Origin of the sequence: Alteraurantiacibacter buctensis (assembly GCF_009827655.1) — a bacterium.
GTDB lineage: Bacteria > Pseudomonadota > Alphaproteobacteria > Sphingomonadales > Sphingomonadaceae > Alteraurantiacibacter > Alteraurantiacibacter buctensis.
In genome coordinates this window covers 172,574-197,779 of the sequence record NZ_WTYV01000006.1, presented here as the reverse complement: position 1 = coordinate 197,779, position 25,206 = coordinate 172,574, and the positions used below count along the sequence as shown (strand labels likewise).

Sequence of the window (25,206 nt, the reverse complement as noted above, 5' to 3'; positions counted from 1 at the left end):
GTGAAGGAGGAAAACGTGAACAAGATAACGGAAGTGAAGGCCGACAGTCTAGCGTCAGCAATGGCGCGGGCTTTCGGCGAAATCGAAGCCGCCACGAAGGATGCGAACAACCCGCACTTTCGCAGCAAGTATGCCGACCTGACCAGCGTTATCGCGGCGGTGAAGCCTGCCCTGGTGAAGAACGGGCTGTTCTTTACCCAGCATCCTGAGCCGGTGCAGGGCGGCGTGCAGATCGAAACCATGCTGCATCATGCGGGCGGTGAACACCTGTCTCTGGGCAGCCTGTTCGTGCCCGCCAACAAGAATGACGCGCAGGCGTTCGGATCGGCCCTGACCTATGCCCGCCGGTATGCGCTGGTGACGGCGTTCGGCGTGCCGGTGGAAGATGATGACGGCAACGCGGCGACGAAGAACCCGCCTGCTGCGTCTGAAGCCGCCCCCGCCAAGCAGCCTGCCCATAGCGCCCTGAAGGTGGCTGTCCGCAACCTGGTGCATGAACTGGAAGGCTGCGGCGATTGGGACACCTACGTGGCGTTCCGCGAGACTGACGACTTCAAGAAGGTTGTCGCGGCTGTCCAGCAGAAGCTGCCGCAGTGGTGGGATGGCGGGCCGGACATGCCCGAGGAATTCGTGCCCCTGCGCCGCCGGATCGAGCTGACCGAAGCAAACCTTGCCGAGGGCAAGGCCCAACTCCTGAACGCATGAAGGGATAGCACATGCAGACGATTACCATAGCAGGCCGTATTGGCCGCGACGCAGAAACCCGCCGCGCTGGCGATGATAGCGTAACGGGCTTCACCGTGGCCGTGGATCAGCGCAACGGGCGCGACAAGACCACGAACTGGTGGCGGGTGTCCCTGTGGGGCATCCGCCGCCGCATCGCCTGCTGGCGCTTTAGCCGAGAATTGGAACGCAACCTGGCTGCACGCCGCGCCGCCCGCATGAACGGGCAGGTTTACGTGCGGCCCTACCTGAGGGGGAAGTGATGACCACCGTTGCAGAGGTCCATGAGACTGTTCACGCGATCAACGCCCGCCAGCGGGAAGATGACGCGCGATTTATCGCCCACCTCAACCGGCAGCGCGATCACATTCTGCTGTGTCCGCTGTTGAACAACCCGTTCTTGCACCGCAGCGAAGTGGCCAAGCGGGTTATCGCCAGCGTTGGCGGGCTGTATGGCTTCGGTCCTGAAGAAATTACCGGCAGGGCGCGGACGCAGCGCATCTCTAAGGCCCGCTTTGTCATTTATCGCCTGCTGACCGATTGGGGCTATTCCAGCGCGCAGATCGGGCGGCTTGTGGGCGGGCGGGACCATACCACTGTCCTGCATGGATTGGGCCAGTTCGACATTCATTCGGTCCGCGACCAGTTCATGGCCGCAATTTACGAGCGCCATCGGCGGGCCATGCGCCGCGCGGTTGAGGCCATTGCTGCGTGAAGCGGTATTTCGCCCGCAAGACGCTTTGCGTTCACGGCCACACCCACGCCAGTTCGCGTGAAGCGAGCCGGTGCGCGGACCTGCACCTGCGGGAGCGTTTGGGCGAAATCACCAACCTCCAGGTTGAACCGCAGTTTTGGTTCCAGATTGACGGGCAGCCAATCAAGCATCTGAACGGTCGGCGCGTCGGATACAAGCCTGACTTCACCTATACCGAACTGCCCAGCCAGCAGGACGTGGCGGAGGATGTGAAGGCCAAGAATGGCCACATGGAACGCGACGTGCCGCTGCGCATGGCGATCTTCCGCCACCTGTTTCCGCACATTGAATTGAGGGTGGTCAAATGAGCGTGTTACCTGTGGATAGAACGCCGCCGTTTTTGCGTGTTCGCGCCATGTTCGCTATAGGGAAAGCGGGCCGGTTAGGTGCTAGCAACACCGCCCCGGCCCTGACCAAGAAACCTGTTTCGGAGGTTCCAGTGGCTTTGATTCCCCCTACGCGTGGATTGCGCCTTTTGCAAGCGCAGGTGTGCGCATGAGCCGCATCCGCTCCATTCACCCTGGCATCTGGACCGACGAGCAATTCGTCTCGCTCAGTTCGTTTGCGCGCCTGCTGTTTATCGGCATCTGGAATGAATGTGACGACAAGGGGCTGTTCCCGTGGTCGCCGCTCCAGATGAAGATGCGAGTTCTGCCTGCCGACAACGTGGACGCGGTGGCGCTGATGGCCGAACTGGAGGCTAACGGCTGCATCCGCAAGTATGAGATCGGCGGCAAATCCTATGGTGCCGTGCGCAACTTCGCCAAGTTCCAGCGGCCAAAGGCTCCGAACGACATTCACCCCGCGACGGACGAAATCCTTGTTTTTGCGGGACATTCGCTTGATAAATCCACCAAGGCTTCCGAACCGCTTCCGAACGATTTCCCCAATCCTTCCGAAAAGTCTCCGCAGATGGAGGATGGAGAGGAGGAGATAAAGGAAAAGATAGAGACTAACGTCTCTTGTGCATCTGGCGATGCACCCTTGACGGTCGAAGAGGTTGTTGAAGGCTGGAACACCACAGCCGCCAGCCTTGGCTTGGCCCAAATCCGCAAGCTGACACCGGTTCGCCGGAAGAAGGCGCAGGCACAGGTCCGGCGCTTTGCCCTGGAGGAGTGGCAGTCGGTGTTCGCCAAGATCAGCCAGTCCCCGTTCCTGCTGGGCCAGACCGGCGGTTGGCGCTGCGACTTCGATTTCATCCTGTCTGAAAACAATTTCGTCAAAATTCTGGAGGGCAAATATGACCGGCAATCGCCTGGCAGTCGTCACTAGGCAGGGCGCAGACGGCCCCGCGTTCTTCAGCGGGATCGACCACATGCGGGTCTGGTGTGCCGAGCGCAACCGCAAGGCCCGCACTGCCGATTGGCCGCACTGGCTCTACGTCAGCGAGGACAAGGAAACCCACGCCCTCACCATCAAGAGCCGCAAGGGATCTGACGCGCTGGACGTGTGGAAGGTTATTAGTGGCTGGTATCCCGACTTCGAGGGCTGGGATGCTGAACGCCTTGCCAGCGAGTTCCGCATCCTGCGCCACATCGCCAAGATGGGGCTGGACGACGAGGGCGTGCGCAAGTGCCGGTTTACCAACCCGCCGCGCATGGCTGCGTGAGTGATGACCTGCCACCCCTCCCCCCAGGCTTCCGGCGCATATCCGGCAAGCGCGCGCCGCCCCGTGGAGACAAGCGCTACCACATCCAGCTTCGGCAGGGCTTCGTGGACGAACGCAACAGCTACACCGCCGATCAACTGCGCTGGGTTTGGGACGGGTCTGCGGGGGACGTGGTGGCTGTGAAGGACGCATAACCGGCGCACCCTCGCCGGTCGCAAGGAAGGAGATTGAGTGATGAGCGATCCTTGGAAGCATTTTGGCGTGGCGTTTGCCAAGATGGACGAGGCATTCAAGCACGCAGACGCTGCTTTTACTGCTGCATTTCCGGATGAATGCAAAAGCATATGGAGGCCGATTGAAAATGCACCAAGAGACGGCACGTTTATCTTGGTGTTCCTGCAATGGATTTGGCCAAATGGCAGGGCGGGCACTCTGTGCGATGTGGTGGCATTTGATCAGCGGGTAGGACGATGGGTAGCGAGAACTGCGCCAAATTACGTGCAGGACTACGACGATGACACAGTCGCGCCAACCCACTGGATGCCCTTACCCGCCCCGCCAGCGAGGTGATGTGATGACCGACCCCCTAGCCGCCGCCCGTTCCGAGACCATCGAATGGGTGCTGCGCCACGACAAGCTGGAGGCTGAGAATGCCGAGTTGAGGGCACGCTGGCCCAGCTTGCCAATGACGATTTCGACCGGGACTTCGTGACCCATGCCGAGACCAACACGAAGGCGATGGCATACCGCCGCCGCGATAGCTGCATCGTTGAGAAGTGGTGCAGGCAGGGTGGCATCGGTTTTGAGCATGGCGCGCGCCAGGTTATCGCCAACTGCCAGTTGTTCTGGATCCGCGCCGGTGAGCCGCGCCTGATCGCCCAATACGGCGAACGCCTGCCTGCTTCCACCGCTGGCGATGGCTGGACGCGGCAGGAAGCGCTGGATGAATTGCACCGCTACAAGGGCATGGTGCCCCGTCCCTACTGGGAAGTTTTCGAGAACGTAATCCGGCACAACGAACCGGCAGGCGTTGCTGGCTCCCGCTTTGCCAATAACGACGCGCAGCGCATCCAGAGCGCGAAGGTTATCACGGGCTTTGTTGCCAGCGTGATTGCGACCAAGTTGGGGTATTGAGCGATGGGCAAGAAGAAGCGGAAGAAGGCGAAGAGCGCATCGCGCGATTACAACACTCTCACCACCATATGGGCACCCGATTATTCAGAAGTTTGGTATGGCGGGTGGGCAGACGTGCTTAACATGGCCATCGACCGCAAAACCGTGGAGATCGGCGGCGCTGAGTTCGTGGTTATCAACGCAGGCGAGAATGAGGACTTGACTTAAAACCCGAAGTATGAAACAAGTCACCATCTCTTAATGCGCCCGCCGACCACACAAGGTTGCGCGGGCGTTTTGCATTCCGAGTTGCGGGTAGCGCCCGTAACGCCCCCGGCGGCACAGTCTGACCGGGGTTTTATTCCGGGCCGATGTTCCTCCCTTCCATCGGTCCTGCCCGCCCTCCCGGCGATCACATGCAAGCGCAACTTAGAGGCGCACACACGGGGCATGGTGCGGGCGAACTTTCACGCGAGGCCCGATATGGACGACCTGGCAGACCGCATCCGCTCGCTGCTGATAGCTGGCGGCGTCGTCTACCTGCTGGGCCTTGCTACCGGCCTGCTGGCAACGTGGGTTATCTAACAATCTTCCAACCCAAAACAGCCCATCCTTCGGGAAGCTGAAAGCGAGGGTTACGTGAATAAAATAACGGGCGGAAAACCCGGCCCCGGAAGGCCAAAGGGTTCGCAAAACAAGACCACCAAAGCGGCTAAGGAAGCGATTGCCGAGGCTGCCGAGCAGCTTGGGGGCACCAATCGCCTTGTAGCGTGGGCCAAGGAGGACGCGAAGAACGAACATGCGTTCTGGTCGTCCATTTACCCGAAGCTGCTCCCGCTACAGGTGGCCGGTGAAGGTGGTGGCGCAATAAGCGTCACGATCAATAAGCCTGGTGCCTGAGATTACCCTGCCCAATCGGTGGGAGCCGAGGGCATATCAGGACAATCTGTGGCGCTACATGCACAATGGCGGCAAACGCGCGTCGGTGATCTGGCCGCGCCGCCATGGCAAGGACGATGTAGCGCTGCACTTTACATCGTGCGCCGCGCATGAACGGGTTGGCGTTTACTGGCACCTGCTGCCGCAGCAGAACCAGGCGCGCAAGGCAATCTGGGATGCCGTTGACCCGCATACCGGGATGAAGCGCATTGATTGGGCTTTCCCGCGTGAATTGCGGGAGACAACTCGCGAACAGGATATGATGATCCGCTTCAAGTGCGGGTCAACGTGGCAGGTGATCGGGTCTGACAATTACGACGCGCTTGTTGGCACGCCGCCGGTTGGCGTGGTGTTTTCGGAATGGGCGCTAAGCAACCCGCAGGCATGGAGCCTTATTCGTCCGATCCTCGCCGAGAATGGCGGGTGGGCCATGTTCATCACCACACCACGTGGTCGCAATCATGCCCACCGGATGCACGAAATGGCGGAAGCATCGCCAGACTGGTTTGCCGAAAGGCTTATAGCGTCTGAAACGGGCGTGTTCGCGCCGGACGTGCTTGAAACCGAACGACAGGAACTGATTACAGAACGCGGCGAGGAAGACGGCGAGGCGATATTCCAGCAGGAATACATGACCAGCTTCTCCGCCGGCCTGCCTGGCGCTTACTACGCCAAGCTGATTGACAAGGCCGAAGCGGATGGGCGGATAGGCTTCGTACCCTACAATCCGCAGCGGCAGGTCCATACCGCTTGGGATCTGGGGCGGAACGACGCGACGGTCATCTGGTTTGTGCAGGCCAATGGCTCTGGCTGGGATGTGATCGACTACTACGCCAATACGAGCGTGGGGATCGACCACTACGTCAAGCACGTAAAGGGCAAGGATTACAACTACGGCGAACACCTGTTGCCCCATGATGCCGAGAATGAGCATTTGGTGAGCACCACGGGGTCGATTGCCCAGACCGCCGAGACAATGGGCTTGAAGGGCGTTCGGATTGTCCCGCGCACCAAGTCCGTCGCCAACGATATCAACGAGGTCCGGCAGATCATCCCGATTTGCCGCTTCGACAAGGAAAAATGCACGAAGGGGCTTGATGCCCTGCGATCATATCGCCGCGTGTGGGATGAAAAGCTGCGGGCATACCGGGACACCCCGTTGCACGATTGGGCCAGTGATCCGGCGGACGCATTCCGCACTTTCGCCATCGGAAAGCCGAAGGACGTGGGGCAATTTGAGGCGCTCGACCTCTCCAACCTGAAAAGGGCAATGGCATGACTGAAGCCCCTCAGGGCCTTGACGAGCTGGTCAGCTTCCTGCGCAAGGAATGCGAGGACGCGGACAGCTATTACGACACGCTGGAAACCCTCACCGATCAGGCGTTTCGCTATTACGAAGCGCAGCCGTTTGGTAATGAGATCGAGGGGCGCTCGCAGATCGTCCTGCCGGACGTGCAGGAAACCATCGACTACATGCAGCAGTCGGTTCTGCGGGCCTTTGTGTCCGGTGACCGAGCGGTTGAGTTCGAGGCTACCGATCAGGCAGATGAACAGGCTGCGGACGATGCCACGGCGGCGCTGAATTACAACTTCATGCGCCAGCAGGACGGCTATCGCATCCTGTATGACGGGCTGTTTGATGGCCTGCTGCGGAAGCTGGGCGTATTCAAGACCGTTGCGGAAACCGAGGAAAAGACTTCAACCGAGCAGATCATTGTCGGCAGCGAGGAGGAACTCGCTCTGATGGTTGATCGTGATGACGGCAAGGAAGGCAGAGACAAGGTTGAAGTCCTGGCCTACGTGCCGCAATTGATCGCGGACGATGCCACAGGTGAGCATATTGCCACTGGCAATCTGGTGGCTGACATCAAGCGCACAAAACTGGTCAAGCGCTTTGTTGATTATGCCGTGCCGCTGTCTGAGTTCCGCTTCAGCCCCAAGGCTCGCCACGAGGATACCGCCGCCTACCTGGCGCACGTTTGCGAAAAGACCCGTTCCGAACTGGTTGAGATGGGTTTCGATCAGGATCAGGTTTACGATCTGCCGATGCACGGCAACGCCCCGGCCATCCCGGACGCGGAAAGCGTGCTTGACTATCACCGGGCATCGGAAAACAGCAAGGCTGCCGAACTTGTGCTGCTGCACGAGGAATACGCCCTTGCTGACATTGATGGCGATGGCATTGCCGAGCGCGTCAAGGTGTTCCGCGTTGAGGACCAGATCCTGATCGACGCGGAAACCGGCGAACCGGCAGTGGAACAGGTGGACGAACACCCGTTTGCGGTGTTCTGCCCCTTCCCCCGTTCGCACCGCATGGTGGGCTATTCGCTGGCCGACAAGGTCATGCACATCCAGTATCAGCGCACATTTGTGGGCCGTCAGTTGTTCGACGGTCTGGCGCTGTCCAATATGCCCCGCCCGGTGGTCGATACCGCGATGGCGGATATGCAGACCTATCAGGACATCCTGTCCCCGATCCCCGGTTCACCAATCCGGGTCAAGGGGGGGCTTTCGTCCGTGCAGCCGTGGCAGTCCTCGTTCGATCCCGCGAAATCGCTGGCGGTGATGGAGTGGATTACCGGCGAGCGGGAAAGCCTCACCGGCATCACCCGGCTTAACCAGGGCCTTGATGCCGACGCGTTGAACAAGACTGCCACCGGCACGGCGATGATGCAGGTGCAGGGCCAGCAGAACGAAGAGGCTATCGCGCGCCAGTTCGCCGAGTGCATCGGGCGGCTGTTTGGCAAGAAGTATCGCCTGATGAAGGCTGAAGGCGAACCCTTCCGCATCAAGGTGGACGGGCAATACAAGCAGGTCGATCCGCGCCAGTGGCCCGATGAAGTCAACATGATCGTGCGGGTGGGTCTTGGCAGCAATTCCAAGGATAAGCGCATTCAGTATCGCATGGCCATGTCGCAGCCGCTGGCCAATGCCATCCAGTCTGGCTTTGCGGGGCCGGAACATGTGTTCAACTGGTTTGATGGCATGGCGCGCGATACCGGGCTGGGTCAGGGTGATGAGTTCGTTTACGATCCCGCCAATTCGCCCGAGCGCCCCGATCCTGCCGCCGCTGCGATGCAGGCGGAACAACAGGCCAAACAGGCGGAATTGCAGCTTAAGGCGCAGGAAGCCGAAGCCAAGATTGCGCTGGACCGCGAAAAGAACGCGGCCACCATCGAGACGATGCGCGAAAAGCACGCGCTGGACATGCAACTGGCCCGCGAAAAGGCGGCACAGGAAGCCCAGCTTGCCCGCGAACGCATGGTGATGGAAGCGCAATTGGAAGACCAGCGCATGAGGCTGGACGCGGCCCACAAGGCGCAGATGGACCAGAACAGGCCCGGTGGTGCGTTGAATGCGTAACGCCCTCACCCGCCTGGCCCTCTGGCTCGTTCGCCGTCTTGGCATCAACGTGCTGGAACAAACCCGCCTGAACACCCCTGCCGATGCCGTGGCGCGTGGACAGCGCTGGGAAGCGTTCTACCACGAGGAAGGTGGTCTGGCGGATATGATCGCCCGGCTGCGGCAGGACTATTTCGAAGCCGCCAGTGCCGTTGGCCACCGCGATAACGACAAGCTGTATGAGTTCGCTGTTGCGGACCGCATGGCCCGTGAAATTGAGCGCGAAGTCGTGCAGATCATCTACACTGGCAAGGCGGAAGTAGAGCGCCGCGCTGCTGTAGAGAGAGAAAACAGCGCCCGTATCCTGCGGGCATTGTAGCCGCCCACACCGCGATGGTGTCGGCATTCCCATAGAAGGACGTAAGGATGGCCCATCCAGCAATGGAAGCCGCCAACGCGCCCGCACCTGTCAGTGTGGACGAAAAGGCGGCTGATTTCGAGAATTACCTGTTTGGCGATGAAGACGAACAGGACGATCAATCCGACAGTGACGAGGAAGCCGCCGATGAAGGCGAGGACTTGGAACTGGACGAGGAACAGGCAGACGAAGCGGACGAACCGGAACTCCCGGCCATCGATCCGCCCGTAAGCCTGACAGCGGAGGAAAAAGCGACCTTTGCCCAGCTTCCCCCGGAAGCCCAGGCTGCGTGGGCCGCAAGTGAAACCCGCCGCAACGCACAGGTCCAAGAGGCCACCACGAAGGCCAGCAATGCCCAGCGCGACGCAGAAGTCCGCGCAGCACAGGCCGACGCACAGGCAAAGGCACGATATGCCGAGCAGCTGAAGGCCATTGGTGAGGCTTACGCCCCCCAGATGCCCCAGCGTCAGCACTATCGTGACGATGTCTCCTATCTGACTGCCCGCGATGCCTACCGGGATCAACTTGCCCAGCATAACGACTTTATGCAGCAGGTGGCCGGTCTGGAGAGCGCCGCCAATTCCGAAGACCGTCAGGCTTTCGAGATGCAGCGAGAACGCGAACTAATGGCTATTCCCGAGATCGCCAACCCGCAGACGCGGGAAGGCTACTTCGCCAAGGCGTTTTCCGCAATGGAAGCGCTGGGATACGACCCGGCCATGAAGGCTGACCTGACCGCCCAGGACGTGCGCAACCTCGCGCAGGTGGCGGAATGGCAGGAAAAGGCCGCGAAGTTCGACAAGGCCACGGCCCGTCAGATGCAGAAGGTTCGTGCCGCCAAGGGCAAGAGCCTTCGCCCCAACGCCGCACCCCAGGGCAAGACCAGGGCGGCAAGCGCAGACCAGGCATTCCAGCGCATCAAGGCCAGCGGCAAGAACCGTGATGCCCAAGGTGCTGCAATGGCGGATTGGCTGGAAGCTCAGGGCATCCTCTAAACCACCGCTTTGCGTCGTGAGACGCGACTTTCCCAATACGCAGGTTAACTGCCTGCAATAGATGGATTTTTCATCATGGCTGTTCCCTCCAATACCATCCAGAACGTATCCCGCGTGGGCGTGCGTGAGGATCTGTCGAACAAGATCGCCGAACTGTTCCCGGACGATACCCCGTTCAAGAACGCTATCGGCACCAGCAAGGTCAGCAACACCTACACCGAATGGCAGACCGACAGCCTCGCCGCTGCCGACCACACCAATGCCGCCGTGCAGGGTGATGACCTGGCCAATACGAGCCGCGCAAACACCACCCGCGTCGGCACGCACACCCAGATTTTCACCAAGGTTGTGGCTGCCTCGACCACCGTGGAATGGACCAACAAGGCCGGTCGCAAGTCGGAACTGGCGCGCGAGCTGATGAAGGCTGGCCGCGAGATCATGACCGACCAGGAAAAGCGCTTCGTGGGCAACTACGCCTCCGTTGCTGCTACCGCCTCCGTGGCGGGCCTGACTGCCGGTGCCCAGGCGTGGCTGACCAGCAACGTGTCGCGCGGTTCTTCCGGTGCCAACGGCGGTTTCTCGTCCGGTATCGTTGCGGCTGCCACCAACGGCACGCAGCGCACCTACACGGAAACCCTGCTGAAGGCCGTGCTATCGTCCATCTGGACCAGCGGCGGCAATCCCAAGATGGTTATTACCAACGGGGCCAAGAAGCAGGAAGAAGCGGCCTTCAGCGGTCTGGCGACTTCGCGCCGTGAAGCGGGCAACAAGCGCCTGACCATTGTGGCGGGTGCCGACATCTACGTGTCGGACTTCGGCGAACTGCAGTTCGTGCCCGATCGGTTTGCCGATGCCCGCTCGGCACTGGTGGTCGATCCCGAGTATTGGGATGTGGGTGTGGGCGAGGCGCTGACCCCGTTCGACCTGGCCAAGACCGGCCTGGCCGACCGCAAGGCGCTGCGCACCGAAGTTGCCCTGCGCTGCCTCAACCAGGCTGCGTCGGGCGTGGTCGCTGACCTGACCTAACCGATTGGCGGGGTGGCTTCGGCTGCCCCGCCTTTCCTTTGCAAGAGGTGATTTATGGCTGACCCGCTGGACCACGATGGCGACGGCAGGAAGGGCGGTTCGCGTCCGCGCAAGCCTAAGGGCGCACTAACCGTCAAGAAGGCTGAAGCCATCCATGACGGCGAAGGCGGCTTCCTGCCGGTTGGCGCTTCCTTTTCCCCTGCCGATGAAGCGGCGGGTGCGGAACTGGTGGCCAAGGGACTTGCCGAATAATGTTCAGCAAGTGGGAACTGCTTGATGACGGTTCCTGGAATGGCATTCGGCGCTGGATACGCTCGTCTGACGAGGACGAGGGCACGGTGCAAATCCGTTCCGAGGGCGTTGGTGAAGAACAGATTATCGAGCGTAACAAGGCGGCTGATGCCCCCGATAAGCGCTCCGAGATGTGGCATGTGGGCAGCATTCCCGCCTCTGTCGGCCTGAAGTGGCTGGTCGAGGAAGGGATCGACATGTGGAACCCGCACCACATGGATGCGGTAAAGCGCAAGCTGATGGACAGCGACTACCGGCATCTTGTGCCGGGTATGGCGCGGATACTCCTCTGAGGGGGCTTTAATGACCATTACGATCACACTCCCAGAAGAAATCGACATTGACAGCTATGGCGGCTTGCAGGCGTTCCTGATCCGCCACTTGATGCTGTCGGATGACACGATTGAACGGCTACCTACGCTGATCCGGCTTGGCGAGGTGCGGCTTGCGCGCGTTCTTGATACGCCGCAGATGGAAACCACGGCCACCATTCTGACCACTGCGGGGGCGCAAACCGTTGCTCTGCCGACAGACATGGAAATGCCGGGACAGTTGCGCGATAGCGCCCGTGGCGTGATCGCCGCCACCAGCATTGAAAACGTTGAGGCCTACGGACAAGATGTTGGCCCTCCGGTGGTCTGGGCAAGGCATGGCGATACTGCCGTGTTGGGGCCGGTGCCCGACGCAGAATACACGTTGGCGCTGCGCTATAGCACGCGCCTGCCGTTCCTGAATGATAACAATACGTCAAACTGGCTGCTTAGCCGTCATCCCGATGCCTACGTGTGGATGTGCTGTGCGGTCATCTGCGAGCACCTTGACAACATGGATAGTGCGTCGGGATACCTCCAGCAGGCCAACGCCGTAATTGCTGAAATCAACGCGCGTGCCGTGCGTTCATGGCTGGGCCACAATCTCGCGCCAAGGGTGATGGTCCCTTGAACGTCCGCCTGCCGTTCGGTGAGTTCAAGCCGGACCAGACCATTGCGGGCGAGTTCCTGCGCCAGTGCCGCAACGTGCTTGCCTCTGGCGATGGCCGGTATGTCCCGCTGAAGGCCCTGCAAGCCTTTTCGGAAGCGCTGGATGAGCCGTTTGCGGGCGGCTACAGCGCCATTTCGAGCGATGGGGATGGCTACCTGCTGGTGGGCACGTCAACCGCCCTTGTGCGGCTTTCTGGCGGCACATGGAGCGACCTGGCGACGGGGTTGGCGACAACCTACCGCTGGCAATTTCAGCAGTTTGGCGATTACGTGGTGGGCGTTAATGGCGGCACCACGCAGGAGGTGGATCTGGCTGCCGGAACCGCCGCCGATCTGGCGACTGCCCCGACTGGCAAGAGCGTGTGGGTGGTGGGCGATTACGTCTGCATCGGGCAGGCGGACGGCGAGATCAACAAAGTCGCCACCAGCGCCTTTCGCGACCATACGGCGTGGACCCCCGGCACCGATCAGGCGACCGAACAGGTTTTCCAGACCGGCGGCGCGGTGCAAGGTGCCATCGGCGGCGAATACGGGGTGATTTTCCAGCGCGAACGGATTGTCCGGCAGGAACGCACGGGCGATCCCGTTGCCCCGTTCCAGTATGCGGAGATTACGACCAATTACGGGTGTTCCAACGGCAACACGATTGCCAGCGCGGGCCGGACGGGCTTTTTCCTGTCTGACCGGGGATTCATGGCCATTGATGACGGGCAGGCGCTGCGGGCCATCGGCAATGAGCGCGTTGATCGTTTCTGGGAAGAAAACGTGGGCCGGGACGCATACGACCAGGTGTTTTGCGCGATTGATCCGCGCAACAGCATCGTTGTGTGGGGATTGGCGGGCATCAACGGCTTCCTGTTGGTCTACAACTTCGCGCTGGACCGCTGGACCACGGCCCGCATGGCGTTTTCGGGCATTCTGGCGGGGTTCGACACGTCCACCAGCCTTGAAGCGCTGGCCGTGACCTATGCCGATCTGGACGCGCTGACTATTTCACTGGACGATGCCCGTTGGCAGGGTGGCGATCCCCGGCTCTATCTGTTCACCAGCGATGACGAAGCGGGAACGCTGACCGGAGATAACCTGGAAGCGGTGTTCGAGTTGCCGCAAGTGGAAGTGACGAAGGGGCGCAGGTCTGTTGTGCGGCAGGTTGTCCCCATGACGGACGCAACGGACGGACTGACGGTATCTCTGGCAGTGCGCCAGCGCTCCGGGGACGCGGCCAGCACGGCTACGACAACCGATATGCTGGCCAATGGCTATATGCCGATCCGCACGGCGGGCAAGTTCATCGCCCCCACGGTGACTATCGCGGCGGGCACGGACTGGACCTACGTGCAGGGCCTTGAACTGGTGATGAGCGCCGGAGGCCGCGAATGAGGCGGGTTTCGGTCGACAACCGCCGCGCCGATTGGCCGCGCGATGTCGCCAACGCGATCAATGCGCTCATTCTGGCGGTCGATTGGACCAAACTGGAGGACTTTGCCGACGATACCGCCGCTGCTGCGGGGGGTGTGCAGATCGGCCAACTTTATCGCACCGGCAGCGTGGTGAAGGTTCGTGTGGCCTGAACTGGTCCGCTGCGCTGAACGCGGCGGATCGAGCGAAAGCGAACTGCAAAAGAAGCTGGACGAAGGCCACACCGTCCTGTGGCCGGTAAATGGCGGCTGTTTTGCCCTGGACAGGGCCGCAGACGGCGCGTGCGTGGTGTGGCTGGGCGTAGGTAGCCTCGACGCTCTGAGGGCCTGTGAGGGGCCTATTTCGGCATGGGCCAGGGAACAGGGTTGCAACAAGGTTCGGATTGAAGGCCGCAAGGGTTGGCGGCGTGTTTTCCCGCATTGGCGGGCGAGTGAACGTGACGGCGTGACCGTTTTGGAGCGTGCAATATGAAGTCCACCACGAAAACCGAGCCTTGGAAGGCTGCGCAGCCGCAGATTTTGGGCGCAGGCACGTCCTTGCAGAACGCCTACACGCAGAACGCACCGGGCATTCAGGCGGCGGCTGACAGCATTACCGGCCTGATGCCGTCTATGGTGCAGAAATACCAGCAAGGCGATGCCGGGACCAATGCGGCGCGGGACTACAACGTGGGTGTGCTTGGCGGGCAGTATCTGGGGGCCAATCCCTACCTTGACCAGGTGGTGCAGCAGGCGGGCAATGATGTGCGCAACCAGACCCTGGCCGCAACCGGGCTGCGGGGTCTTACGGGTGGTTCGTCTCAGGCCGATTTGGTGAGCCGCAACGTGGCCAACATGGCCAGTAACCTGCGTTATGGCGACTACAACAACGAACGCGCCCGCATGGCAACTGCTGCCGGACAGGCACCGGGCATTGCCGCTGCGGATTACCTGGCGATTACCCCGTTGCTGGCATCGCTGCAGGCGGCACAGGCCCCGCTGGACGCCGCTGGCCAGTATGCCGGGAGCGTGTCCGGGCTGTTCGGGCCTTACTCGCAGACCCGCCAAAGCAGTGGGCTGCTGGGTAGCCTTGCGGGCATGGCTGGCCTTGGCTTGCAGGCTTACGGCCTAGGCGCTTTCGGGGGTGGCAAGTAATGTTCGGCAATCTCTCCGGCCTGTTTGGTGGCGGCAACATGGCGGGCGGCAAGCCGCGACCCGGCCCTTCGCGTGGGCAGAGCATTGCGGGTGTTCTGGGTGATATGTTGGCCATCGGCGGCGGCAGGCAAGCCCAATTCGTGCCTATGCTGCAGCAGCGCCAGCAGATGGAAGAACTGCGCGGCCTTCAGGTCCAGCAGGCCAAAACTGAGCGCGACAACGCGATGCAGGACTGGATTGCGCGGCAGGAATACGAGCGCAGAAACCCTGATCCCGCCCGCCCCGGTTCGTTTGAGTGGTATCAGACCGCAGACCCCACCCAGCGCGCTATGTATGACCAATACAACCCCGTGACCGTGTCCACGGCACAGGGACCGGTTAACGTGCCGCGTTCCTCCCTCACCCCGCCCGCCGGTCCCGTGGGCCGCCTTACGATCATCCCGGACAATCAGCCGATGGGTGCCACGCAGGGGCCGCCCACCTCGTCCACCACGCCCGAGGGCCTTGGCGCGATGATTGCCGCGCATGGCGTGGACCGCGTCCAGCAGTGGATGCAGAGCGGCCAACTCCAAGTTAGGGGGAATTGATGCCTCAGGCACGCGACGAAGCAGGCAACATTTGGGAAGTGGATGCGCAGGGCAACCCCGTGCGCCTTATCCAGCAGGCGCAGCAGCCGATTGGCGGCCAGTCCCCGCAGTATCAGGTGCAGAGCCGCACCATTGATCCGCAGGTGCAGGAAGCGACCGCTAACGCCCAGAATGCGGGCGTGGACGCTGCCGTAAATGCAGCCACCCGTGACGCGCAAATCCGGCAGGCTCGCGCGCAAGCTGAACAGGCCGAGGCCGAGGCACGCATTGCTGCCGCCAATGCGGCGCGTGGCCCGCAGCCCACAGCGGAACAGGCCAACCGTGCCGCCACCGAGGAAGGGCTTGCCCGCCGCGCGGATACCGTTCGCTCGCTGATGGGCAACATCCTTGAACTGTATCAGCAGGACATCAAGGGGCAGCCCGCAACCCGGCTTTTCGGGGCCTCCGAATACATTGACGGCCTGCCCCGCAACGAGCGCTTCACCACGGCGGGGCGCAACATCCTGCCGCTGATCCGCCCGCTTGTGGCGCAGACCGCCCGCGAAGGCGACAGTGACCGCGAAATGGCGATCTTCGAGAGCTACATTCCGATTGCCGATGACAGCGACCTGACAATCGAGAACAAGCTTCGCGCGCTGGAAACCCTGATTACCGGCATGACCGAGGGCAGCCCGCCTTCGCAGACCATGCAGGGCAACCGCCGCACCGAAACTCCACTGGTTGACAGCTTCCTGAACCCCGGCGGCGGGAATGGGGGCAATTCCCCCGGCCCGTCTGCAATGGATGGCACGTTTGTAACCACGCCGGACACGCCGATGGCTCCGAGCGGGCAGACGGGGCGCACCAGCACGCCGATCCCGCCTGCCATGCAGCAGGAATATCAGGCGTGGGTGTTGCAGAACGCAGCCACCATGACCCCCGAGGCCTACACGGCCTTCCGGCAGGAGCTGGATCGCAAGTATGGCTTCGAAAGCGGGGACTACGCGCCCGAGGCGCAGCGCATCATTGACGGGGTAAAGAACGGCGGCACGCTGAACCTGACCATCCCGCCGGTTGACCAGCCCATGACGGGCTTGCAGTCGATCCGTGATATGGCCACCAACAACCCTGTAACGGCTTCGCTTGCGGGCGTGGCCAACATGGGTTCGTTCGGGGGCGTGGAAGCTATCGCCCCACTCCAGTATGGTTCGCTGCGCGATGCCAACCCCAATTCCACGATGGCTGGCGAGATTGCGGGCGTGCTTGGCCCCACCGCTGCGATTGGCCGCATTGGCAGCGCCGTAACGGGCGCTGTTGCCCCTCGCCTGCTTGGTGGCGGGGCGATGGCCAGCATCGGGCGCGGGATGGCTACCGATGCGGCCTATGGCGGCATCTATGGGGGCGTTACCGGGCAGGGTGTCGGGGAGTCCGCTGCCGCTGGCGCAATCGGTTCCGCCGTGGGCCAGGTCGGCGGGCGCACCCTTGCAGGCATTGGCCGTGGCGTGGTCACTTCCGCTCCGGTGCAGGCCCTGACTTCGCGCGGCATCCCCCTGACTACCGGACAGACCGTTGGTGGGGCCTTGCAGTCCGTGGAAGATGCCATGACCAGTTGGCCCGGTGTCGGTGACATGATTAACCGCCGCCGCCGTGAAGGGCTGGAAGCCTTCAACGTGGCAGCCCTGCGTGACGCTGGCGCGCCCATCAACTTCGTTCCGCAGCGTGCGGGCCGCGAAGGCGTTACCGACCTGATGGGCAACCGCGACACGGGCGTTTCGGGTGCGATCAACGATGCCTATAACAACGCCGTAGCGGGGCAGGTGTTCACGCTGGACCCGCAGTTGCAGGCCGATGTGGACGGCGCGATGGCGGGCCTCAACCGCCTGCCGCCGGACCTGCGGCAGGAAGCCGACCTTGCCTTCCGCAATACTTTCGAACCGCTGACCACCAACAACTCTATCAGCGGCCAGCAGTATCAGGGTATGCGCCGCGACTTGTCGGGCTATCGGGCGGCACAGACCGGCCCCGGCTTCCCGGCGAACTACCGCGACATCATGACCGGCGGCATTGATGCGCTGGACAACCTCGCAACCCGCCAGGGTGGGCCGCAGGTGGCGGAAGGGCTGGCACAAGCCAACACAGCCAACCGGCTTGGCAATATCGTGCAGGATGCAGCGTTCCGCGCCGATGGGGCTGATTACCTGTTCACGCCCTCGCAGTTGCAGGATGCCATCAAGACTTCCCGCCGCCGCTTCCCCGGCCTCAATCCCCTGTCGGAGCTGGCCGATAACGGGCAGGCTGTCCTGCCTTCGTCCATTCCCGATAGCGGGACCGCCCGCCGCACGGCACAAATGGCCATTCCCGGCCTGCTGGCAGCTTCCGGCGGCAGTGCTGGCTACATGGCGGGCGGCCCTGAAGGCGCTGGTTATGGTGGCGCAGGCGGTTTGACACTGGCCGCACTGCTGGCGCTTGGCGGTCGCAGGGGTTCGCAGCAGGCCATCAATCGCGCGCTGACCGAACGCAACCCGACCGTGAGGGAGTTCAGTGATCGGCTGTTGCGCCGTTCCGGCCTGTTTGGTTCGGCAATGGTGCCGGTGGCGCTGGCTAGTCAGCGATAGAAGTAGATAGTCAGCAGGACGATCCAGACCGTTACCATGAACACATAGTTCGCGGTGCGGATGCCCCTGCAAACGGCATTCACCTTTTCGGTCCAGTCACTGACCACGAAAACCCCGTGCCGGTTCTGCTTTAGCGGCAGGCCGTTCGATCCTGCGCTGGCGGTAGCGGCCCCACCAATCGGTCAACTCACCCCATAGGGCGAGGATCAGGCCCTTAAAAAACATCGCAATGCCAAGGCTCATGGGCCTTGCTTACCACTCCCCCACCGAAAGGTAAACTAGATGGCCGTCTCCGATTGGAGTTCCACGGCCAGCAGCAACACGACCATTGACGGCGTAAACATCGCCGAAGGTTGCTCGCCTGCTGGCCTGAACAACGCAATTCGCTCGATCATGGCGGCGGTCAAGGCGTGGGCCACTGGCTCCGTGACCGCGACCGGCCTGACCATGACAACGGCCCGCCTGCTTGGCCGTTCCACGTCCGGCACGGGTGCGATTGAGGAAATCTCTATTGGCTCCGGCCTGTCGATGTCTGGCGGCACGTTGTCGGCAACCGCCGCCAGCACCTTGACCGGCGAAATCAAGACCTGGCCCACCAACAGCGCCCCGGCGGGTTACCTGGAATGCAGCGGCGCGGCTGTGTCGCGCACCACCTATAGCGCCCTATTTGCCGTGATCGGCACCACATTTGGCAGCGGGGACGGTTCCACCACATTCAACCTGCCCAACCTGCGCGGCGAGTTCGTGCGAGGCTGGGACAACGGGCGCGGCGTGGACAGCGGGCGCGCTTTCGGTTCGGCGCAGTCTGACGAACTGGAAGCCCATACTCACACCTACAGCACCCCGACGACCGTTGGCGCTGGCTATCCCGGCGGTTCCGGCGGCGGCTTTGGCGGTGGCTACAGCACCGGATCGACCGGCGGCACCGAGACGCGCCCGCGCAACATCGCCCTCATGTATATCATCAAGACCTAAGGACCGCGCATGGCCCTGTATCACCTCGTAAATACCCTCACCAACGATGCCGGGGACGCGCTGGTTGGCTATTTCGTGCGTCTGCTAGACAGCACTACCGGCCTGCCCGCCACGCTTTATGCCGACAAGGACGGGACGAACCCGATTGAGGATGTGTCGGGCGCGACCAACGCAGCCAAGACCGACGAAACCGGCCTGTATTCGATCTACGTAGAGGACGGGGCCTATGACATCGTTTTCTACGACAAGAACGACATCAATATTGACCTGCGCACCATCCCTGATGTGCCGATGTTTGGCGGGGCTACTGCGGCCCAGGCGGCTGAAGATGCCGCCACTGCCGAGGCAGCAGTCGCCATTGTCGAAGCCGCCCGCGATGAAACCGTAACCGCCGCAGAAAGCATTGCCGGTGCCGTTGACGTTGTGGAGGAATACGCCAGCGGTGGTTACAGCTATCACCCGATCTTCGGCACCCGCTTCAAGGGCCGCGCGATCCGCGACGGCGTGCCAATCGAGATCATTGACTTCGAACTGTATTGGGATCCGCTCAAGAGCGGGTCCAGCGGTGATGGGTCCACCCATGCCGAGGCGGTCAAGACGGCGGCGGAAGTGCGGGCGTGGATCGCTGCGAACCCCGGTGCGAGGACGATTGGTGTCAATGCTGGCGACGGCAGCAAGATCAGGGACATGCTGGACCTGGCTGAACCGAACACCGGCAACGGCAGCGCGCAACGCTCGCAAATCTCGCTGGTGTCCTACTCGGTTGATGGTTCGCAGAAGCTTGCCCACTTCACCGGCCTGGACCCGGTCCCCGCCGTTTCGTGGAGCGCGCACGGCAGCATTGCCGATGCCTGGCAGGTATCGTGGACCCACGCGATCTATGACACGTCGAAGGGCAGCCTGCGGGTATTCCAGACGCTAAACGGCAAGCTGCAACCGCTGAACCGCGTGCAGACCGAGGCCGAGACTTCGACCGCCGGAACCTTTTGGTATGACAACACTCTGTCCGCTGCGGGCACCGAAACGGTGGTGGCCCATTTCTGGGATGACGTTGACCCGACCGGCGAGGCGGACGGCTATGCCGAGATTACCAAGCGGCCCTATGCCTTTTCTGGCTACCACAACTGCTTCGTGCAGGGCATCGCGGGGTTTGCCACGGGCAGCAACAACGGCTCGCTGTTCATGTATACCGGCGGCGCGCGGGGTTGCTTCCTAGAGGAAGGCACGCTGCACAACTGGGTGGCTGGCGCGGTCGATTTCCGGGGCGTGCTGTCGTTCAACTGCATCAGCAGCGGCAACTATTTCCCCGCTGGTGTTCCTGCGATGCAGACCGCCTACGCCCCCGATCCGCAGGGCGCGACCTATACCCTGACCGATTGCTTTGCGATCTGCGACCCGGACTATTACGACAACACCGACGGCGGGTGGAACTATGCCGCCGCCTTCTATGCCCACGGCAGCACCGGCAATGTGGGCCATGTGGTGATTAACGGTGGCGGCGACAACTGCGCAGGCTGGGGTTCGCAGGCGCAGGCGCATACTGTTACCGACTATTGCGTAAACCGGCGCGGCGGCAACGAGTGGGGCCTGATCGGGGCCAACATGACCGTGACCGGCTGCTTGATTCTGGACAGCAAGAACGGGATCGACGGCACTGGCACTGTTTACGATGTTGAGGGTAATGCCATCATTTCGTCGGCAGGGCCGAACATCGCTCCGCTGCGGTCCAGCGTGCCCGATGCGCGCATTGTCCGCAACATGGTCTGCCACCCTTCGGCTTATCAGCGCATTATCCTGACGGCACCGGGCAACCCGATCATCGAAGAAAATGTGCTGGATGGTGGCGGTGGCTCGCCGGTTATCGAACTGAGTTCTTCGCCCACCGGCACCATGCGGCTGAACAAGAACTATTACCTGCGCCCCGCCGATCCGCCGGGCGGCGACTATCCGAACCTGTTGCAGATCAACGGGGTCAACTATGCCGATCTGGCTGACGTGCAGGGCCTTGGTTACGAGGCTGACGGCGGCGCGACCGATCTGGACGACATTGCCGACGCGAAGTTTACCAGCGGGCAGAAGCCGACCCCGACCGCGCTGGACGTGCGGTTCAACACCGACAGCCCCGTGCTGACGCGGCAGACCGAACAGCTTTCCCAATCCGCCATCAACGCACTGGACGATCAGGTTACGACCAAGATCGACCGGGCAGCGTGCATCGCCTTCGTGCAGGATTACGCCTGGTATCCGGTGCGCGTGCGACTGGATGCTACCACCATCGTTATGGACGGCATTCCAGTAGGCGGCACCACGGGACAGGTTCTCGCCAAGGCCAGCGATGCCGATTACGATCTGGAATGGGTTGACCAGACTGGCGGCGGCGGCGGTTCGGGCACTGTCACCAGTGTTTCGGTTGCGACCGCCAACGGCGTTTCCGGCACGGTTGCCAACGCCACCACCACGCCTGCCATCACCCTGTCGCTGGGGGCGATCACGCCCACGTCTGTTGCTGCTTCTGGCAACGTGACCGGCGCGAACCTTTCCGGCACCAACACGGGCGATCAAGACCTGTCCAGCTATGCCACCACGGCTGCTGTTGCGGCGGGCTACCAGCCCCGCGACGGCGACCTTACTGCCATTGCAGCCCTAACGACTGCCACCTATGGCCGGAGTCTGCTGACGCTGGCCGATGCCGCTGCGGGGCGCACCAGCCTTGGCCTTGGCACGGCAGCGGTGGCAGCTACCGGAGACTTTGCGGCGGCTTCGCACGTAGGCTCTGGCGGCACGGCCCACGCCAACGCGGTTGCCTCTGGCGCTGCGGGGTTCATGACCGGCGCGGACAAGGCCAAGCTGGATGGGATTGCATCTGGCGCTACAGCAAACACCGGCACTGTCACCAGCGTAAGTGGAACGGGCACTGTCAGCGGGTTGACCCTCACTGGCACGGTGACGAGTTCGGGGAGCCTGACCCTTGGCGGCACGCTCTCCACCAATTCGACCAGTATCAGCGACTTTGCAGAAGCCGTTGACGACCGCGTTGCTTCCTTACTGGTGGCAGGAACGAACGTCACCCTGACGTATAACGATGCGGCGGGAACCCTGACGATTGACGCTGCGGGCGGCGGTGGCTCCGGCACTGTGACCAGCGTTGGCATGACCGTTCCCACCGGCTTTTCGGTGTCTGGCTCCCCCGTCACGTCCAGCGGGACTTTGGCGGTTACCTATGCCGCTGGCTATCAGGGTTACACCTCGACTGAGGCAACCAAGCTGGCAGGCATTGCCACGGGCGCAACGGCCAACACCGGCACTGTGACCAGCGTTGGTGGCACCGGCACAAAGAACGGCCTGACCCTCACTGGCACAGTAACCACTTCCGGTAACCTGACCCTTGGCGGGACGCTGGCGATTAACGATGCCGATTGGTCCGGCACTGATCTGTCACTGGCCAACGGCGGCACGGGCGCGAGCCTTAGCGACCCGAACGCTGACCGTATCATGTTCTGGGATGACAGCGCTGGCGCTGTGACGTGGCTTACGCCGGGTTCCGGGCTTTCGATCAGCGGCACCACTTTGACCGCCACCGGTGGCGGGGGTGGCTCTGCCCCAGACATGATTGCCCTGTCTGCCGACTACACACTGACCAGCACCACGGCGGTGCAAAAGCTGTTCGACACCACCACTAATGGTAGGCTCGATCTGGCGACGGGGCTTTATCGGTTTGAAGCGCTAATCGCCATCGACACAATGAGCGCCACCAATGGGAATATGAATATCGACATTCTCGGTGCCGGGTCTGCGACCCTGGCGGGTGTGCATATGTTTACCAACGGTCTGGACAACTCATCGGCGATCAATGGCAGTTCAACAACTCGCACTGGCGCGACCGCCTTGGGTGCCAACCAGTTCAGCGTAAATGTCGCCACAAGCGGCACGGGCACAGCGATTTCGGTGCAATTGACGGGCTATTTCCGTGTCACCGCAGCCGGGACAATTGTTCCGTCCGTCGCGCTGTTCACCGCCGCCGCTGCCGTGGTGAAGGCCGGGACCATTTTTGTCTGCGAGCGGATTGCTGGTGATGCAGACTATTCACAGGGGAGCTGGGACTAATGCCCTTTTACCGCGCGCCTGACGGACAACGCCACCTGACAGACGAGCCGCCCCATGAAGGCTGGGTGTTGATGACCGAAACCGAAGTGGCGGAAGCTGACGCCCCTCGCGTTTTCCCGCCCGAAGCCATCTCCATGCGGCAAGCCCGCCTTGCCCTGCTTGGCGCTGGCCTGCTGGCCACGGTGGACCAAGCCATTGTCGCTATGCCGGGTGTTGAAGGCGAAGCGGCGCGGATCGAGTGGGAATACGCGCAAGAGGTTCGCCGGGATAGCCCGCTGATTGCAGCGCTTGGCCCCGTGCTTGGCCTGACGGCTGAACAGATCGACGGCCTGTTTGTGGCGGGGGCCGCGCTGTGACCCAGCCCACCCATACCGATCTGCAACGGGACGTTGGCCGCTTGGAAGGAACATTGGTGGCGGTTGAGAAGCGCATGGACAAGCTGGAAACCACCGTCACCGAGGGCTTCGAGAAGGTCGGCACGGGGCTGGACAAGATCGACAAGCGCTTGGCCGCAATCGAAGCGCGCGAGGCCGAACGCAAGGGCGCGTGGAAGGTCATCACCGCCGTTGCCGCTGGCGTGTCTGCCGTGGTCGCTTCGGCGGTCAAGTATCTGATGGGCTGACCCGCACGGGTTGCAACCAAGGGTGATTTGTGCCGACAGACAAGCAAATCGAAGCCCAAGCTGCCGTCGAAAAGGCAGGCAGCAAGGCGGGGGCAGCGCGCCTGCTCAACATATCCCGTTCGGCCCTGCGTGATCGCCTGTCCGGCGGCGATAGCAGGCTTCGCAACGAACTGGACGACAGGGTTGCGGACGGCTTCGAACTGCACGGCTATTCGCAATTCACTAAGACCGAAGCAGGCGAACCGATCTGGCTGAAAACCCGCAAGGCAGAGCGCGACTATTGGGCCGGTATCCAGCGGGCAGTCGAGAACATTGCCCCGCTGCGGATTGACACCCTGCCTCTGTCGCCAGAGCCGCAATCCGATATCATCCCGTGGCTGCAAATCGGGGATGCCCATATCGGCCTGCTTTGCTCCGAAGCCGAGACGGGTGCGAACTTCGATATCAGCATTGCCAAGCGCGAGATTTGCGCCGCCGCCGCCGCGCTGATCGATGCCGCCCCGCCGTGCGAACGCATGGTCATCAATGACCTTGGGGATGGCACCCACTACGAGACGTTCAAGGGCGAGACGATGGGCCACGGCCACGCGCTCGACTATGACACGCGCTACTGGAAAATGATCGATGCCTATGTCGAGATTTGCCAGTTCATCTGCGAGCGGGCGCTGGCCAAGGCGCAGACCGTGGATCTGATCTACAACCAGGGCAACCACTCCGAAAGCAACGATAGCTGGATAGCTGTCACCATGCGGGCACTCTATCGCAACACACCCCGCGTCAACGTGATCCACAACGAAAGCCCGTTCATCGCCTACCGGATGGGCAAGACATTCGTGATGATCCACCACGGCCACAAGGCAAAGCCTGAAGCTTGCGCCAAGGTGATGGCAGAGGACTACGCCGCCGATTGGGGGGAAACCACCTTTCGCTATATCGACGGTGGCCACGTTCACCACTCGCAGCGCAAGGAATACCCCGGCGTTGTGTTCGAAAGCTGGAACAACCTCGCCCCGCGCGACAAATACGCGAACGATGGGGGCTGGCGCTCAAAGCAGCTTATGAGCCTTGTCCTGCGCTCTCGCACCTATGGCGAGGTGGGCCGCACACTGATGCCGGTTGAACGGGTGCGCGACATTATCCGCGCCAAGTATCCCGAACACTACGTTCCCCCGCAGCAGAGAGCTTTCGCAGCATGACCGACGAACTGTTCTACCACTGGCTCGGCATCGCCGCCGAGGAGTTCCACAGCGATTGGCCGGAAGGGATGCTTGTTGGCGTGCCCGAGGTCGATCTGACGGACCCGCAGGCTGATGAATAGCGCCGAATGGATAGCGCTACAGGTGCGCGTGGATGAACAGGACCGGCTGTTGCGCGCGTCCGGCCACCGCGAAGCCGCCGAAGTGATGCAGGCCCTTCGCGTGTTTGCCTATGCCCAATGGGAAGCGAACCGGCGGGCCTTTGGGGCGCTGCAAGGCGCGCCTGCGATGGAGTGTGACAGATGAGCCGATACTTTACGCGACCGAAAGCAACCCGCGCCCTTTGGGTGGAAGATGACCACTACGGGCGGGACACCGCAATCACG

At 62.1% G+C, this 25,206-nt stretch carries 32 protein-coding genes; 31 read left to right on the top strand and 1 reads right to left on the bottom strand.

Annotated elements, in window-relative coordinates; translation table 11 throughout:
• Positions 1-15: 15 nt before the first annotated feature.
• The 24 genes from GRI99_RS14720 (at position 16) to GRI99_RS14605 (ending at position 17,923) form a co-directional block, all read left to right on the top strand.
• Complete coding sequence (locus GRI99_RS14720) at positions 16-705, top strand: ERF family protein (RefSeq protein ID WP_160772821.1); 690 nt, start codon at positions 16-18, stop codon at positions 703-705.
• 11 nt (positions 706-716) lie between these two features.
• Positions 717-986, top strand: a complete 270-nt coding sequence (locus GRI99_RS14715) for a single-stranded DNA-binding protein (RefSeq protein WP_160772820.1) — start codon at positions 717-719, stop codon at positions 984-986.
• Entirely contained in the window at positions 986-1,438 is a 453-nt protein-coding gene (locus GRI99_RS14710) for a helix-turn-helix domain-containing protein (protein WP_160772819.1), read from the top strand. The genes GRI99_RS14715 and GRI99_RS14710 overlap by 1 nt, the downstream gene beginning before the upstream one ends.
• Positions 1,435-1,785, top strand: a complete 351-nt coding sequence (locus GRI99_RS14705; protein WP_160772818.1) for a DUF1064 domain-containing protein — start codon at positions 1,435-1,437, stop codon at positions 1,783-1,785. Before GRI99_RS14710 ends, GRI99_RS14705 begins: the two co-directional genes overlap by 4 nt.
• Positions 1,786-1,972: 187 nt before the next feature.
• Entirely contained in the window at positions 1,973-2,749 is a 777-nt protein-coding gene (locus tag GRI99_RS14700; RefSeq protein WP_160772817.1) for a hypothetical protein, read from the top strand.
• Positions 2,718-3,086, top strand: a complete 369-nt coding sequence (locus GRI99_RS14695) for a hypothetical protein (RefSeq protein WP_160772816.1) — start codon at positions 2,718-2,720, stop codon at positions 3,084-3,086. The genes GRI99_RS14700 and GRI99_RS14695 overlap by 32 nt, the downstream gene beginning before the upstream one ends.
• A 234-nt stretch (positions 3,087-3,320) precedes the next feature.
• Entirely contained in the window at positions 3,321-3,656 is a 336-nt protein-coding gene (locus GRI99_RS14690; protein ID WP_160772815.1) for a DUF551 domain-containing protein, read from the top strand.
• Positions 3,657-3,660: 4 nt separating this feature from the next.
• Positions 3,661-3,798 carry a hypothetical protein gene (locus GRI99_RS14685; RefSeq protein WP_160772814.1) on the top strand — a complete coding sequence of 46 codons (138 nt, stop codon included), beginning with the start codon at positions 3,661-3,663 and terminating at the stop codon, positions 3,796-3,798.
• The gene (locus GRI99_RS14680; protein ID WP_160772813.1) at positions 3,795-4,220 is read left to right on the top strand and encodes a hypothetical protein; all 426 of its coding nucleotides are present in this window, start codon (positions 3,795-3,797) and stop codon (positions 4,218-4,220) included. Before GRI99_RS14685 ends, GRI99_RS14680 begins: the two co-directional genes overlap by 4 nt.
• Before the next feature lie 3 nt (positions 4,221-4,223).
• Positions 4,224-4,427, top strand: coding sequence for a hypothetical protein (locus tag GRI99_RS14675; RefSeq protein ID WP_160772812.1), 204 nt, complete (start codon positions 4,224-4,226; stop codon positions 4,425-4,427).
• A 411-nt stretch (positions 4,428-4,838) separates the two neighbouring features.
• Positions 4,839-5,099: a hypothetical protein gene (locus GRI99_RS14670; protein WP_160772811.1), complete on the top strand. Its 261-nt coding sequence runs from the start codon at positions 4,839-4,841 to the stop codon at positions 5,097-5,099.
• Positions 5,092-6,417 (top strand): hypothetical protein, encoded by a 1,326-nt coding sequence (locus GRI99_RS14665; RefSeq protein WP_160772810.1) that lies wholly within the window; start codon positions 5,092-5,094, stop codon positions 6,415-6,417. Before GRI99_RS14670 ends, GRI99_RS14665 begins: the two co-directional genes overlap by 8 nt.
• A complete protein-coding gene (locus GRI99_RS14660; protein ID WP_160772809.1) occupies positions 6,414-8,501 on the top strand; it encodes a portal protein in 2,088 nt (695 codons plus the stop codon). Before GRI99_RS14665 ends, GRI99_RS14660 begins: the two co-directional genes overlap by 4 nt.
• Positions 8,494-8,859, top strand: coding sequence for a hypothetical protein (locus GRI99_RS14655; protein WP_160772808.1), 366 nt, complete (start codon positions 8,494-8,496; stop codon positions 8,857-8,859). The genes GRI99_RS14660 and GRI99_RS14655 overlap by 8 nt, the downstream gene beginning before the upstream one ends.
• Positions 8,860-8,921: 62 nt before the next feature.
• Positions 8,922-9,893 carry a hypothetical protein gene (locus GRI99_RS14650; RefSeq protein ID WP_237438366.1) on the top strand — a complete coding sequence of 324 codons (972 nt, stop codon included), beginning with the start codon at positions 8,922-8,924 and terminating at the stop codon, positions 9,891-9,893.
• Positions 9,894-9,968: 75 nt separating this feature from the next.
• Positions 9,969-10,919, top strand: a complete 951-nt coding sequence (locus GRI99_RS14645) for an SU10 major capsid protein (RefSeq protein WP_160772806.1) — start codon at positions 9,969-9,971, stop codon at positions 10,917-10,919.
• Positions 10,920-10,973: 54 nt separating this feature from the next.
• The gene (locus GRI99_RS14640; RefSeq protein WP_160772805.1) at positions 10,974-11,171 is read left to right on the top strand and encodes a hypothetical protein; all 198 of its coding nucleotides are present in this window, start codon (positions 10,974-10,976) and stop codon (positions 11,169-11,171) included.
• The gene (locus GRI99_RS14635) at positions 11,171-11,503 is read left to right on the top strand and encodes a hypothetical protein (protein WP_160772804.1); all 333 of its coding nucleotides are present in this window, start codon (positions 11,171-11,173) and stop codon (positions 11,501-11,503) included. Before GRI99_RS14640 ends, GRI99_RS14635 begins: the two co-directional genes overlap by 1 nt.
• A gap of 10 nt (positions 11,504-11,513) precedes the next feature.
• Positions 11,514-12,152 carry a phage adaptor protein gene (locus GRI99_RS14630; protein ID WP_160772803.1) on the top strand — a complete coding sequence of 213 codons (639 nt, stop codon included), beginning with the start codon at positions 11,514-11,516 and terminating at the stop codon, positions 12,150-12,152.
• Positions 12,149-13,570 carry a hypothetical protein gene (locus tag GRI99_RS14625; protein ID WP_160772802.1) on the top strand — a complete coding sequence of 474 codons (1,422 nt, stop codon included), beginning with the start codon at positions 12,149-12,151 and terminating at the stop codon, positions 13,568-13,570. Before GRI99_RS14630 ends, GRI99_RS14625 begins: the two co-directional genes overlap by 4 nt.
• Positions 13,567-13,761 carry a hypothetical protein gene (locus GRI99_RS14620; RefSeq protein ID WP_160772801.1) on the top strand — a complete coding sequence of 65 codons (195 nt, stop codon included), beginning with the start codon at positions 13,567-13,569 and terminating at the stop codon, positions 13,759-13,761. Before GRI99_RS14625 ends, GRI99_RS14620 begins: the two co-directional genes overlap by 4 nt.
• Before the next feature lie 315 nt (positions 13,762-14,076).
• Positions 14,077-14,742 carry a hypothetical protein gene (locus tag GRI99_RS14615; RefSeq protein WP_160772800.1) on the top strand — a complete coding sequence of 222 codons (666 nt, stop codon included), beginning with the start codon at positions 14,077-14,079 and terminating at the stop codon, positions 14,740-14,742.
• Positions 14,742-15,329 (top strand): hypothetical protein, encoded by a 588-nt coding sequence (locus GRI99_RS14610; RefSeq protein WP_160772799.1) that lies wholly within the window; start codon positions 14,742-14,744, stop codon positions 15,327-15,329. Before GRI99_RS14615 ends, GRI99_RS14610 begins: the two co-directional genes overlap by 1 nt.
• Positions 15,329-17,923: a hypothetical protein gene (locus tag GRI99_RS14605; RefSeq protein WP_160772798.1), complete on the top strand. Its 2,595-nt coding sequence runs from the start codon at positions 15,329-15,331 to the stop codon at positions 17,921-17,923. The genes GRI99_RS14610 and GRI99_RS14605 overlap by 1 nt, the downstream gene beginning before the upstream one ends.
• 96 nt (positions 17,924-18,019) lie before the next feature.
• On the opposite strand, the gene GRI99_RS14600 is transcribed toward GRI99_RS14605, so the two are convergent.
• Complete coding sequence (locus GRI99_RS14600; RefSeq protein WP_160772797.1) at positions 18,020-18,166, bottom strand: hypothetical protein; 147 nt, start codon at positions 18,164-18,166, stop codon at positions 18,020-18,022.
• A 39-nt stretch (positions 18,167-18,205) separates the two neighbouring features.
• Here GRI99_RS14600 and GRI99_RS14595 point away from each other — a divergent pair, with 39 nt between their 5' ends.
• The 7 genes from GRI99_RS14595 to GRI99_RS14570 all read left to right on the top strand — a co-directional run bounded on the left by GRI99_RS14595 (position 18,206) and on the right by GRI99_RS14570 (position 25,126).
• On the top strand, positions 18,206-18,898 hold the full coding sequence (locus GRI99_RS14595; protein ID WP_160772796.1) for a phage tail protein: 693 nt from the start codon (positions 18,206-18,208) through the stop codon (positions 18,896-18,898).
• A 9-nt stretch (positions 18,899-18,907) separates the two neighbouring features.
• Positions 18,908-23,002 (top strand): beta strand repeat-containing protein, encoded by a 4,095-nt coding sequence (locus GRI99_RS14590; RefSeq protein ID WP_160772795.1) that lies wholly within the window; start codon positions 18,908-18,910, stop codon positions 23,000-23,002.
• 71 nt (positions 23,003-23,073) lie between these two features.
• Positions 23,074-23,358, top strand: a complete 285-nt coding sequence (locus GRI99_RS14585) for a hypothetical protein (protein WP_160772794.1) — start codon at positions 23,074-23,076, stop codon at positions 23,356-23,358.
• Positions 23,359-23,414: 56 nt separating this feature from the next.
• Positions 23,415-23,624 carry a hypothetical protein gene (locus GRI99_RS14580; RefSeq protein WP_160772793.1) on the top strand — a complete coding sequence of 70 codons (210 nt, stop codon included), beginning with the start codon at positions 23,415-23,417 and terminating at the stop codon, positions 23,622-23,624.
• 29 nt (positions 23,625-23,653) lie between these two features.
• Positions 23,654-24,820, top strand: coding sequence for a helix-turn-helix domain-containing protein (locus GRI99_RS14575; protein ID WP_160772792.1), 1,167 nt, complete (start codon positions 23,654-23,656; stop codon positions 24,818-24,820).
• Entirely contained in the window at positions 24,817-24,942 is a 126-nt protein-coding gene (locus GRI99_RS18900) for a hypothetical protein (RefSeq protein WP_272917415.1), read from the top strand. The genes GRI99_RS14575 and GRI99_RS18900 overlap by 4 nt, the downstream gene beginning before the upstream one ends.
• Positions 24,935-25,126, top strand: a complete 192-nt coding sequence (locus GRI99_RS14570; RefSeq protein ID WP_160772791.1) for a hypothetical protein — start codon at positions 24,935-24,937, stop codon at positions 25,124-25,126. Before GRI99_RS18900 ends, GRI99_RS14570 begins: the two co-directional genes overlap by 8 nt.
• Positions 25,127-25,206: the final 80 nt, after the last annotated feature.